Origin of the sequence: Tenacibaculum sp. M341 (assembly GCF_004337695.1) — a bacterium.
GTDB lineage: Bacteria > Bacteroidota > Bacteroidia > Flavobacteriales > Flavobacteriaceae > Polaribacter.
On record NZ_SJXJ01000001.1, the window covers coordinates 218,604 to 232,363 of the forward strand.

General features: G+C 31.0%; 8 protein-coding genes and 1 CRISPR repeat array. Of the genes, 4 read left to right on the plus strand and 4 right to left on the minus strand.

What is annotated here, in order from left to right; translation table 11 throughout:
• Positions 1–281 precede the first annotated feature (281 nt).
• Both cas9 and EYW44_RS00910 read left to right on the plus strand, forming a co-directional pair.
• Positions 282–4,409, plus strand: a complete 4,128-nt coding sequence (cas9, locus tag EYW44_RS00905; RefSeq protein WP_132721457.1) for a type II CRISPR RNA-guided endonuclease Cas9 — start codon at positions 282–284, stop codon at positions 4,407–4,409.
• Positions 4,410–5,030: 621 nt separating this feature from the next.
• Positions 5,031–5,525: direct repeats of the CRISPR family, unit length 45 nt; unit sequence CTTGTGAATGCTCACTAAAGATACAATTTGAAATCAATTCACAAC.
• 172 nt (positions 5,526–5,697) lie between these two features.
• On the plus strand, positions 5,698–5,934 hold the full coding sequence (locus EYW44_RS00910; RefSeq protein WP_132721459.1) for a CBU_0592 family membrane protein: 237 nt from the start codon (positions 5,698–5,700) through the stop codon (positions 5,932–5,934).
• An 8-nt stretch (positions 5,935–5,942) separates the two neighbouring features.
• Here EYW44_RS00910 and EYW44_RS00915 read toward each other — a convergent pair whose 3' ends face one another.
• Positions 5,943–6,542, minus strand: coding sequence for a TetR family transcriptional regulator (locus EYW44_RS00915; protein WP_132721461.1), 600 nt, complete (start codon positions 6,540–6,542; stop codon positions 5,943–5,945).
• A 188-nt stretch (positions 6,543–6,730) separates the two neighbouring features.
• Between EYW44_RS00915 and EYW44_RS00920 the strand changes: the two genes are divergently transcribed.
• Both EYW44_RS00920 and EYW44_RS00925 read left to right on the plus strand, forming a co-directional pair.
• Positions 6,731–9,781: a SusC/RagA family TonB-linked outer membrane protein gene (locus EYW44_RS00920; RefSeq protein WP_132721463.1), complete on the plus strand. Its 3,051-nt coding sequence runs from the start codon at positions 6,731–6,733 to the stop codon at positions 9,779–9,781.
• Between the two features lie 12 nt (positions 9,782–9,793).
• The gene (locus EYW44_RS00925; RefSeq protein ID WP_132721465.1) at positions 9,794–11,203 is read left to right on the plus strand and encodes a SusD/RagB family nutrient-binding outer membrane lipoprotein; all 1,410 of its coding nucleotides are present in this window, start codon (positions 9,794–9,796) and stop codon (positions 11,201–11,203) included.
• A gap of 356 nt (positions 11,204–11,559) precedes the next feature.
• Here EYW44_RS00925 and miaA read toward each other — a convergent pair whose 3' ends face one another.
• The 3 genes from miaA to EYW44_RS22050 form a co-directional block, all read right to left on the minus strand.
• A complete protein-coding gene (gene miaA, locus EYW44_RS00935) occupies positions 11,560–12,456 on the minus strand; it encodes a tRNA (adenosine(37)-N6)-dimethylallyltransferase MiaA (RefSeq protein ID WP_132721467.1) in 897 nt (298 codons plus the stop codon).
• 1 nt (position 12,457) lies between these two features.
• A complete protein-coding gene (locus tag EYW44_RS00940; protein ID WP_373681040.1) occupies positions 12,458–13,282 on the minus strand; it encodes an ion transporter in 825 nt (274 codons plus the stop codon).
• A gap of 199 nt (positions 13,283–13,481) precedes the next feature.
• Positions 13,482–13,646, minus strand: coding sequence for a hypothetical protein (locus EYW44_RS22050; RefSeq protein WP_165872127.1), 165 nt, complete (start codon positions 13,644–13,646; stop codon positions 13,482–13,484).
• Positions 13,647–13,760 lie beyond the last annotated feature (114 nt).

A 13,760-nucleotide genomic window follows, 5' to 3' on the forward strand; every position in this document is an offset into this window, starting at 1 on the left:
GGAAAAGGATATTGTTTTTTGAATAAAAAAAGGCGACTTGCGCCACCTTAAATGTTTTCACAACGGAATAATCCTTATTGTGAATTGATTTCAAAATTGTATGATTCAAATATAATTATTTTTTTGGTTTATAATGTACGGTAAACCGTATTTTAGAATAAATGATTTTATTACTTTTAGCTAGTAATTCATTTTTAAAAAATTGTTACACATTCTTTATATCATATCAGATGTAAAGAATTGGCTTTTTAAGCTATACACAACCTCATATTAAAATATAAATGAAAAAAAGAATTTTAGGACTTGACCTAGGTACCACTTCTATAGGTTGGGCTTTGGTAGAAGAATCAGAAAAGGAAACATCTAAAATTATAAAATTAGGTGTTAGAGTGAATCCTTTAACTACAGATGAAAAGACCGATTTTGAAAAAGGTAGACCTTTGTCTACAAATGCAGATAGAACCTTAAAACGAAGTGCCAGAAGAAATCTACAACGGTTTAAATTAAGACGTGCAAATTTAATAGCTATTTTAAAAAAGCACACCATTATTACTAATGATAGTATACTAGCTGAAACGGGAAAAAATACTACGCATGAAACTTTACAGATAAGAGCAAAAGCTGCTAAACAACAAATAACCTTAGAAGAGTTAGCTAGAGTTTTATTAGCTATTAATAAAAAAAGAGGTTACAAAAGTAGCAGAAAAACAAAGGGAGAAGAAAATGAAGGTGTGGCTATAGATGGTATGGCAATAGCAAAAACACTCTACGAAAACAACCTAACACCAGGTAAATATGTATATGAACAGCTAAAAAAAGGTAAAAAGTATGTGCCCGATTTTTACAGATCTGATTTAGAAAAAGAATTTGCTAAAGTGTGGCAATACCAGCAACAATTTTATCCATCTGTTTTAGATGATGAATTGTTAAATGCCCTAAAAGATCAAGGGCAACAAAATAGTAGGAAGCGTTTTTTAGCGATTAAAGGCATTTACACCGCAGAAAATAAAGGAAAAAGAGAAGAAAAAAAATTGCAACATTATACTTGGCGATCTAAAGCTATTGAACAACAATTAGCCATTGAAGAAGTAGCGTACGTTTTAGTAGAAATTAATAATAACTTACATAAATCGAGTGGTTATTTAGGTGCCATTTCTGATAGAAGTAAAGCGCTTTATTTTAATAAAATTACTGTTGGAGAATATTTGTGGCAGCAAATTATTAAGAATTCGCATGTATCATTAAAAAAACAAGTATTTTACAGGCAAGATTATTTAGATGAGTTTGAACAAATATGGGAAACACAAGCCAAATATTACAGCGAGTTAACTCCAGAGCTTAAAGGGGAAATAAGAGATGTCGTTATTTTTTATCAAAGAAAGTTAAAGTCTCAAAAAGGACAAATCAGTTTTTGCCAATTTGAGAGTAGGGAACAACGCTATGTTGATACCAAAACAAACAAAGAAAAAACTAGAATTGTAGGAAGAAAAGTAGCTGCAAAATCATCTCCTTTATTTCAAGAATTTAAAGTTTGGCAATATGTAAATAATGTAAAATGTATTTTAAAAGAAACTGAGGAAGCTTTTGTGTTAAAAGAAGAAGATAAAACGTTGTTATTTGAAACCTTAAATATTAAAGGGAACCTTAAAGAAAGTGAGGTTTTAAAAGTTTTAGGTTTAAAGGCAAAAGATTGGAAAACAAATTACCCAGAAGGTTTAGAAGGTAATACAACTAATAAAGCCTTGTATGCTGTATACGAACAAATAGCTATTAACGAAGGTTATGGGCATGATTGGAATAAAAAAACAGCCAAACAAATTAAAGATGAGCTGCATGTTGTGTTTTGTGAATTACAAATTGATACTAGTATTTTAAATTTTAATGCTACTAAAGAAGGTGAAGATTTTGACAAACAGCCTGCTTATGAATTATGGCATTTATTGCATGCAACAGAAGATGATGATACTGTAAGTAAAGAAGATGCTGTACTATATGGTAACGCTTCGGTTACTTTAAAGAAAAAATTAGTAGAAAAGTTTGGTTTTTCTGTATTACATGCAAAATTATTAGCAACGGTTACTTTGCCTAATGATTATGGAAATTTATCAACCAAAGCTATTCGTAAAATTATACCTTATTTAAAAACAGGAAGTGTTTTTTCTGACGCTTGTAAATTGGCAAAATACAATCATTCTAATAGTGAAACTAAAGAAGCTAAAGAATTAAAAACTTTAGCCAAACAGTTAACATTATTGCCTAAAAATAGTTTACGAAACCCTGTGGTTGAAAAGATTTTAAATCAAATGATAAATCTTGTAAATCAAATTATAACCACTTATGGTACTATTGATGAGGTTAGAATAGAGCTTGCAAGAGAATTGAAAAAGAGTGCCAAAGAACGTGAGCTAATGACTAAGGGAATTAATGAGGCTACGAGAAGAAATGATAGTATAAAAGCATTGTTAAGTAAAGATTTTAAAATACCTAATCCTACAAAGAATGATGTAATACGATATCGTTTATGGCAAGAATTGGCTGCAAATGGTTACAAAGATGTATTTACCAATAAAAAAATAGCAAAAGAAGCTTTGTTTAGTAAAGAGATAGAAATAGAACACATTATACCTAAAGCATTGGTGTTTGACGATTCTTTTTCTAATAAAACATTAGCTTTTAGTGCAATAAACAAACAAAAATCTAACAGAACTGCTTTAGATTTTATTACTAATGATTTTAATAATGAGTTGCCATTGTACAAAGCAAGAGTAGATGGTTTGTATGATAAAGGTAAAGGAGCTTTTTCTAAAGCTAAAAGAAATAAATTACTACTAGCGCAGCAAGAGTTGTCTGATGGTTTTATTGAACGAGACTTACGAAATAGCCAGTATATTGCAAAAAAAGCGAAAGAAATTTTAGGTAATGTAGTAAAAGATGTGGTGAGTACTACCGGAAGTATTACAGATACTTTACGTTTAGATTGGGGCTTGGTAAATATGATGAAAGAATTAAACTTACCTAAATATAAAGCCTTAGGTTTAACTGTAGAAGAAGAGCGACTGAATGTAGGTACAGGAAAGTTAAAAAAGGTAGAAGTTATTAAAGATTGGACCAAGCGTAATGACCATAGGCACCATGCAATGGATGCATTAACGGTTGCTTTTACTACCCGAAAGCATGTACAGTATTTTAATTTTTTAAATGCTAGAAAAAATGAACAACATAGGTTTTACGCAGAGATTATTGGTATAGAAAAGAAAATTAAAAAAGGACAAAAATTTATAGCACCAATACCTAATTTTAGAAGTGAGGCTCAAAAACACATACAAAATGTGTTAGTTTCCTTTAAAAATAAAAATAAAGTAGTTACCAAAAACAGTAATATTTACAAAACAAGTAAAGGGCTACAACAAAAAGTACAGTTAACACCAAGAGGGCAACTACATAACGAAACTATTTATGGTAAAGCCAAACGTTTAATGAGTACTCCTACTAAATTAGGGAAAAACTTTACAATTGCGAAAGCAAATTTAATAGCCAATAAGCATCAAAAAGAGTTGATTTTGGCACATTTAAAACAATTTAATAACAATGCTGTAGAAGCTTTTAATACTAAAACGTTAAAAAAGCATCCTATTACTTTTAAAAATGAACCTTTAAAAGAAGTGTATTGTTATGAAATAATTTATACCATTAGAAAACCTGTTTCACCAGATTTGAAAATAGAGAAAGTGATAGATGGTAAAGTGAAACAAATTCTTGAAGAAAGGTTGAAGGCGTATAATGGAGATAAGAAAAAAGCTTTTTCAAATTTAGAAACCAATCCTATTTGGTTGCATAAAGAAAAAGGTATTGCCATTAAAAGAGTTACTATTACAGGAGTATCTAACGCTGTATCATTACATAACAAGAAAAATCACTTAGGTAAAGAAATATTGTTAAATGAGGTTTCAATACCTACTAGTTATGTAAGTACAAGTAATAACCATCATATAGCTATTTACAAAGATGATAAAGGAGTTTTACAAGAGAGCGTGGTATCGTTTTTTGAAGCAGTAACTAGGGCAAACCAAGGATTACCAATAGTAGATAGGGGCTTTAATGAGCAATTAGGATGGGAGTTTTTGTTTAGTATAAAACAGAATGAAATGTTTTTAATACCAGATACAGCTATTTTATTAGAAAATATTGATTTATTAAATGATAAAAATGCAACATTGTTAAGTAATTATTTGTTTAGGGTACAGAAAACATCTTCTAAAGATTATTGGTTTAGACATCATTTAGAAACAACTGTAACAAATAATATAGATTTTACCTATAGAAGAATTACCTCCCCAAAAAACTTGAAAAATATTATAAAAGTAAGATTAAATCATTTAGGAAATATAGTAACAGTAGGAGAGTACTAAACCTTATTTAAAAGTTCACATTTTATGTGGACTTTTTTATTAATCAAACTCTAAGTACTTAAAAAACTCAAAAAGGCACCTCTAAGTGTTAGTTTGAGTGGAGTTGAGATCATGTTTTATGTACGTTTTTATAAAAAGTAACTTTTAGACGTATTCAGTAAGTTTTTTTTGATTAAAAAGCCAGTTCAGCAACTTGAATTGTTCTAATTTTTAAATTCTATAAAACTTAAAACCTCCAGTAAATATGGAGGTTTTATAAGATTTACCTTGTGAATGCTCACTAAAGATACAATTTGAAATCAATTCACAACAAACTTGTATATTCATTTATTTTTATAGTTCTTGTGAATGCTCACTAAAGATACAATTTGAAATCAATTCACAACGTGTGGTCGATGTATGAAATGTAAAGCAAACTTGTGAATGCTCACTAAAGATACAATTTGAAATCAATTCACAACCAAGTTTCAATTCTTTTGAATTTCTTATCTCTTGTGAATGCTCACTAAAGATACAATTCTGAAAGCGCCTTTAGCGCTTCATGAACACTTAAATGTAAAATAACAAATAAGTGAATAAATCAATTCACAACTAGAGTCAAACAGATTGTTTGTTCGTTATCTTGTGAATGCTCACTAAAGATATAATTTGAAATCAATTCACAACAGCTTCCTACTCAAATATCATGAAGCATGGCTTGTGAATGCTCACTAAAGATACAATTTGAAATCAATTCACAACTCAATTCTAAGTTTACTTTCTTTAGATAAACTTGTGAATGCTCACTAAAGATACAATTTGAAATCAATTCACAACACCTTACCTGCAATACTGTTTGAATCATTACTTGTGAATGCTCACTAAAGATACAATTTGAAATCAATTCACAACATCTGTATAAAATAGCACATAATGGTCAGGCTTGTGAATGCTCACTAAAGATACAATTTGAAATCAATTCACAACTCAATTCTAAGTTTACTTTCTTTAGATAAACTTGTGAATGCTCACTAAAGATACAATTTGAAATCAATTCACAACTCAATTCTAAGTTTACTTTCTTTAGATAAACTTGTGAATGCTCACTAAAGATACAATTTGAAATCAATTCACAACTGCTATAAGTATTGATAACTTTGTTCGTGCCTTGTGAATGCTCACTAAAGATACAATTTTGAAAGCGTCTTCAGCGCTAAATGAACATTTACATGTAAAATAACAAAAAAACAAGTGATTATACAATAACAAACAATGATTAGTAACTTACCACTTTTTAGAAACTACTATTATGAATTACTTCACCATTATAGGTTGGTTAGGCGTGTTACTTTTTGTGGTATCGTATTTATTACTGAGTTTAGGTAAATTAAAAGCAGAAAAACCTACTTACCATTGGTTAAACTTTTTAGGCGCTTTGTGTTTGGTTATTAATGCTGTGGCTATAAAAGACAATCCTACCATTGTAGTAAATACCATTTGGGGATTGATAGCCATTTTTACAGTGTTTAAAAATTTAAGAGTATAACTAAAAGGTTAAGAAAAATGAAACAGACTTAACACATGTTTAATATATATACTTGATTGTTGTTGGTAAGAGGTTTCATTACGCATTTGAGTACCTAAATAAAAATAACCACCATCAATCATAGCAAAAATAATTTCATTAAGCTCTTCAATATTAGGATTTTTGATTATGTTGTGCTCCTTAGCACTTAGTAGTTTAGATTTTAAAACCTTTCTTAAAGAAGCACCAAAACTTCTAAAACTATCATTTACTTTTTCATTTCTATAAATTAAAGCATACAAACTATAAAAAACTCCGTCATCTATATAGTTATTCCATTCTCTAGAAAACAACTTTTCAATAAACTGGTGTAGGGCTTCTTTAGAGGTAATTTCATTAGGAGTATTATTGTTCATAAAGTTAATATACTCTTCTAAAATATAGGTGTTTAAAGCTTCAAGTATATGCTCTTTACTGTCAAAATAATGTAGTACTAAGCCCTTACTAATCTCCATATGATTGGCTAAATTGGCAATAGATACGTTTTCTAAACCAATGTTTTTAGATACTTCGTAAAAGGCAATTACAATCTCTTTTTGTCGTTGACCTGTCAAATTTTTTCTACCCATAGTGCGCAAATATATGCTTATAATCTAATCATTTTTTAGTTAACATTTAGTTTAAACAACAAGCTATTTGCTTAACTCTATCGTAACTATTTTTTAATTGAACGATCGTTCAATCTATTTTTGGGTTTCTATAATTTTATCCCATCAAATAGGAACATAAAAAATGAAAACAATTAATAATTTTTAAAATGAGGGGACATTTAACAATTGTACTACTATTTTTTGCATCTATATTATATGCACAAGAAAATATAAAAGGTATTGTAACCGATGCTGCCTCTGGTGAACCTTTGCCAGGAGTAGGAGTAATGGTTAAAAATACTACGAATGGTACGGCTACAGATTTTAACGGGAATTTTATGATAGCTGTAACTAAAGGAGATGTACTAAACTTTTCTTTTATAGGTTTTAAAACGCAAGAGATTACATACACCAATCAAACTTTTTTAAAAGTAGTATTAACAGAAGATAATACACAATTAGATGAGGTAATTGTAACTTCTTTAGGTATTAAAAAGGAAAAAAGAGCCTTAGGGTATGCGGCTACCGATTTAAAAGCCAATGAGCTAACACAAGTAAAAACTACAAATGTATTAAACTCGTTAGCGGGTAAAGTAGCAGGTTTACAAGTAACTGGGGCTAGTAATGGTGTGGCAAGTTCTGCACGTGTGGTTATTAGGGGAGAAAATTCGTTGAATTTAGATAGTAACGGACCTCTTTTTATTTTAGATGGTGTACCAGTAAACAATCGAATTTTTGGTGTTGGTGGAGGTACTACAGATCAGGCTGATTTGCCAACTGATTATGGAAATGGTATTTCTGAATTAAATTCAGATGATTTTGAATCGGTAACTATTTTAAAAGGAGCAGCGGCTTCTGCACTTTACGGATCGAGAGCTTCTAATGGAGTAGTGGTAATCACTACTAAAACTGCAAAAAAAGATCAGGAAGGTATTGGCGTAGCTATTTCTTCATCAACAATGTTTAGCAGTGCTTTGCGTTTACCAGAGTTACAAACTCAGTATGGTGGAGGCTGGGGAGGCGCTTATGCTTCTGATTTTGGAACTAATTTTGGACCTGCTTTAGATGGTAGTGTTATTCCACATGAATTGGCTTTAGGAGAACCTGTAACTAGACCTTTTATTAATAGATACGATTTAAACGACTTTTTTAAACAAGGTGTAGGTTTAAACAATACAGTAACTCTTTCTGGAGCTAATGATAAAGGAGATTTTCTTTTTAGTTATGGAAATACGTATAACGAAGGAATTGTGCCGAATACGAATTTAAAAGGAAATAGTTTTCGATTTAACGGAGGATACCAATTAACAGATAAATTAAAAGCTACTATTAGAACGAATTATATTACCAGAGGTTCTGATAATTTAACGGTAGCAGGGTATGGTAACCAAGGTGTAATGTATACTTTGTTATGGAATTATATTAATACTGATTTAAATGAATTGAAGGATTATTGGAAGGTAGAAAACCAAGAGCAACGTAAATTGTTTTCTTGGGGAGATAATCCTTGGTTTATTGTAAATGAAAACATCAATGCTTTTGATAAAACTAGATTTATAGGAAATGTAAATTTAACGTATCAGTTTAACGATCAATGGAGTTTATTGGGAAGAATTGGTATGGATCAGTCTAACGATTTTAGATGGTCAAGAAGATCTATAGGAGCTACAAGAAATCCGAATGGAATGTACAGAGAGCAAAAAATTGATTTTTCAGAAATTAATGCTGATTTCTTATTGAGTTATACCAAAGATTTCAATGATTTTACAACAAAAACATCTGTAGGAGCTAACAGATTTGATCAGGAAATTACAGAAGGTTTTTTACAAGGAAACGGATTGTCTATTCCAGGATTGTACAATGCACAAAATATTAATGTTACGCCAGTAATTAGAAATAATGTATTTAAGAAAAGAATTAATAGTGTGTACGGATTTACAAATATTGGTTATAAAAACTATTTGTATTTAGATGTGTCTGTAAGAAACGATTGGTCTACTACTTTACCTAGCAATAATAATTCGTATTTCTATCCGGCTGCTTCTGTATCTTTTATACCGTCATCGGCTTTTACATTACCAGAAGCGATTGATTTTATGAAAGTACGTTTTAATATTGCCGCTGTAGGTGGAGATACTGATCCTTATAATTTAGTAACGGCTTATGATTTTGGAACTTTAGGAGGAACTTTAACCAATCCTTCAGAATTATTAAATGCCAATTTAAAGCCAGAGAGAACAACTTCTACAGAAGTTGGTTTAGAGGCAATGTTTTTAAACAGACGCATTACTTTTGATGCTACTTACTATACATCAACCACAGAAGATCAAATTTTAAACGTAGGTATTTCTGGAGCTAATGGATTTGGATCTATTGTTACAAATGCTGGAGAAATTAAAAATTCTGGTATTGAATTAGCTTTAGGAGTAAAGCCTATTAAAACTGACGATATTGATTGGAGTATTAATGCGAACTTTACTAAGAATAAAAGTGAAGTAGTTTCTTTAATAGACAATTTAGATACGTTTATCATGGGACAAGGTCCGGATGGTGTTACTTTAGAAGCGAGACCAGGTGGACAAATGGGCGATATTTATGGAGAAAGCTACATTCGTAATGATGCTGGTGATATTATTTATGAAAATGGATTGCCATTAACAGGAAATAGAAGAAAAGTTGGGAATTATAATCCTGATTGGATGCTAGGGCTGTCAACTAGTTTTAGTTATAAAGGGTTTAATCTTTCTGCACAGTTTGATATTAGAGAAGGTGGTGATATTTATTCATATACACATGCAATTGGTAGAGAGAGCGGAATTTTAGCAAACACGTTATCTTCTAGAAACGGAATTATTGGAAATGGAGTGGTAAGTGACGGTGCTGGTGGTTTTGTTCCTAATACGCAAGAGGTAACTGCAGAAGATTGGGCATATGCTGTACCAAGAAGTAATGCAGAAGCTAATTTATTTGATGCTTCTTTTGTTAAGTTAAGACAGTTAAGTATTGGGTATTCTTTTAATGATTCGGTGTTAGAAAAATTACAGTTACAAGGATTGTCATTTAGCTTAGTAGGTTCTAATTTATTTTTATGGACAGATGTTCCAAATATCGATCCTGAAGCTCAAGGATTATTTGGAGGTACTTTATTACCTGGTTTTGAGGTAACACAATTGCCTTCTACAAGAAGTTATGGTTTTAAAATTAATATGAAACTTTAATCAATCACAAACATGAAAAAAATTATATACATAGTAGTTGCACTTATAGTTTTTAGTGCTTGTACAGAAGATTTTACAAAAATAAATACCAATCCGAATAACCCTGAAGTAGCTAGCGAAAGTTTATTATTACCAACCGTACTTTTTGATTTGTCTAACTTAATGGTGAACGAGTCTTATAATTTTGGAGATATTATTTCTCAGTACGGAGCAAGATATGAATTTAATGATTTAGATATTTATAGATGGCAAGCAGATGATCGTTTTTGGTCGCCAATGTATACAATTCTTCAAAATATTCAGGATATTAAAAAGATTGCAGATGAGAATGGTGATGTTAATTACAAAGCGGTAGGGTTAATTTTAGAGTCGTACATATACAGTGTAATTACAGATGCTTATGGTGCTGTACCAATGTCGGAAGCAAATAGAACTAAAGAAGGAATTATAACTCCGGTATACGATTCGCAAGAGGCTATTTACACAAGTATTTTTGAGAAGTTAGAAAATGCGAACCAAATAATTAATGTATCTGGTACTATTAACGGTGATAATTTGTACAATGGTAATATGATGCAATGGAAAAAGTTTGCAAACTCATTACGCTTACGATTGTTATTAAGAATTAGTGATGTTAAAAATGTAAGTAGTGAAGTTACTGCTATCGTAAATGATTTTGCTACGTATCCGATTTTTGAGTCGAATGCTGATAATGCCACTTATGCTTACAGTGGTTCTTTACCAGATATTTCACCTATTGTATTACCTGGTGGAGGTAGAGCTTATGATTATTATTTGTTGATTCCTACAAAGCATTTTGTAGATCTTTTAGCTACAAATAATGATCCTCGTTTAGATGCATGGGTAAGTCCGAAAGAAGGAACCAATGATAGAACGTTGGGTGTGATACCAGGGCAATCGTTAAGTGATATTGGTAGACCTGCTGATTTTAGTAGAAGAGCTAATAGTTTTTATGAAAGTGCTACTATGGTAGAAGGTATTTTTATGACCTACAGTGAGTTAAATTTTATTTTAGCTGAGGCTACTGAAAAAGGATTAGTATCGTCTAGATCTGCAAAGAGTTATTATGATACTGCAGTAATTGCTTCTTTTGAACAATGGAATGTTAACATGCCTACTGACTTTTTATCTGTAACGGCTCCTTATGATAATACCACGGATCGTTTATATGAGCAAAAGTGGTTGGCTTTATATCACAGTGGTGTAGAGTCTTGGTTTGATTGGAAACGTACAGGAAAGCCTAGTTTTATTCAGGCTGGTTCAGGAAATATTAATGGTGATATGGTACCAGTAAGGTTACGATATCCGAGTTTAGAACAATCGGTAAACACAGCTAACTACGAAGCGGCATCTTCTGCTATGGGCAGTGATGATATCAATGCTTCTTCTTGGTGGTGGTAAGTGTTTTTATATAAGTAAGTTTAAATTTTGGCTAAATTCATTTTAAAAAGTAATTTTTAATTTGAGTTTAGCTTTTTTGTTTCAGTGATCAGTTATCTGTGATCAGTTATCAATGTTTTTCAGTGATCAGTTATCTGTGATCAATTATCAATTCTTTTTTCAGTTTTGCTGAATAAAATTAGATGCGTCTTTCCGAGGAGGTACGATGAAGGAATCTTTTCATTTAGAATTGCTAATATCATTTTGTTTTTTAACTTTCAAACCTCAAACCTCAAACCTCAAACCTCAAACCTCAAACCTCAAACCTCAAACCTCAAACCTCAAACCTCAAACCTCAAACCTCAAACCTCAAACCTTTAACTTTCTTGAATGGCTTTTAAAATGTTTTGAAGATCGTCTTTGTAGTCAAACCAAAGAATGTTTTTGTCTTTTTTAAACCAAGTAAGTTGTCTTTTCGCAAATCGGCGTGTGTTCTTTTTTATTTCTGACACCGCAAAATCTAAGGTCCAATTCTCATCGAAATACTCAAATAATTCACGATAGCCAACGGTTTGTAGTGCATTTAAATGCTTGTGAGCGTGTAATGCTTTGGCTTCTTCAAGTAATCCGTTTTTCATCATTAAATCTACACGTAAATTTATACGCTCATAAATTATTTCTCTATCGGCATTCAAACCAATTTTAATCGATTTAAAATTTCTTGGTGCTTTTTCTTTATTAATGAATGATGAATAAGGCTTTTCGGTACCAATACAAATTTCTAAAGCTCTAATTAATCTGTGTGGATTTTCAATAGCAACAGTATTGTAAGAAGTAATATCGAGCTCTTTTAATTGTTGTTGTAGTACTTCAATACCTTCGTTTTCTAATTGTTGATTAAGATTTTCTCTAATTTTAGGATCAACATTCGGAAAATAATCCAATCCTTTTAAAACAGCATCTACATATAAACCACTACCACCTACCATAATTTGAGTAGTATTTTTAGTGAATAATGTATTTAGTTTCTGAATAGCATCTTTTTCAAAATCACCTACACTGTAATCATCAAAAACACTTCTATTTTGAATAAAATGATGTGTAGCTGCATTTAGTTCATCTTCATCTGGAACAGCGGTACCAATACACATTTCTTTGTAAAACTGTCTAGAATCGCAAGAAATAATATCGCATTTGTACTGTTTTGCTAATTGAATGCTAAGCGCAGTTTTACCAATAGCAGTAGGTCCAACAATAGTAATAAGCGTGTTCATATTAATCGTGTAAATTATGACCGCAATGATAACAAAAAACTGCGTCATCTTTATGTCCTTCAGCAGCACAATTAGGACAAGACTGTGTATTTAGTCCAACATCTGAGTGTTTTACCATTTCAGAAGAAACAATTCCGGTAGGAATGGCAATAATAGCATACCCTAAAATCATGATAACACTCGCTATAAATTGACCAAATGGTGTATGAGGAGCTATATCTCCATAACCAACAGTGGTAAGTGTAACAATAGCCCAATAAACACTTCTTGGAATACTTGTAAAGCCGTTATCAGCTCCTTCAATTAAGTACATAACTGTACCTAAAATGATTGAAATGATGAGTACAAAAAATAGAAATACAGAGATTTTTGCTTTACTCGCTTTTAAAGCTTTTGCTAAACTTTGAGATTCTCCTATAAAACGACCTAGTTTTAAAATTCTGAAAACTCTAAGTAATCTAAGAGCTCTTAACGCTACTAAGCTGTGCGTACCAACAAAAAATAATGATAAGTATTTAGGAACTGTAGATAAGAAATCAATAACTCCGTAGAAACTAAAAATGTATTTAGTTGGTTTGTTAATAGAAATGATTCTGATTACATATTCAATCGTAAATAAAATAGTAATTATCCATTCAGCTATATTTAATTCGAAACTATACTTTTCGCCAATAGTGTTAACACTTTCCAGCATTACAATTCCAATACTTAGCAAAATGGCAATTAAAAGAATAATGTCAAATAGTTTTCCGGCAGGGGTATCAGCTTCATAAATAATTTCATGAAGTCTCTTTTTCCAGTTCTCTTTTGGTTTTATCTCAGTCAAAATAATCTGTTATACAAGCAATATTACAAATTATTTTCTATAAAAAAGCGATTATGAATGCGTTTAGGTAGCTAAACAAATGATAAAAGAGGTAGAAGCGCTAAGGAAGTGTTTGGTGTAAAAAGTTAACTTTAATATTTAAGAAATTCATGCATCACAAATTCTCTAATACCCTTATTGCTTTACCTCTCTATAGTTTTTAAAATAAGTTTACACAAATTGTGCATGGATCTTGAGAATTAGCAGAATCTGGTGGGCAAAATGCATACATTGGTCCTCCAGCACATAATCCGTATCCGCCATTAATATCTTTTTGAGCTTCTTTGTTTAAAACAGTTCCTAGCTTGTTGATGTTGTTTAACATAATTTTGAATTTAGATTTCTTTAAAGTAACTGTAAAATAATGGTGAATGAAAATAATTGTGATAACTGCTAGCAATAAATTCATAACCGTAATTAATACTAGAAATTCTAATTT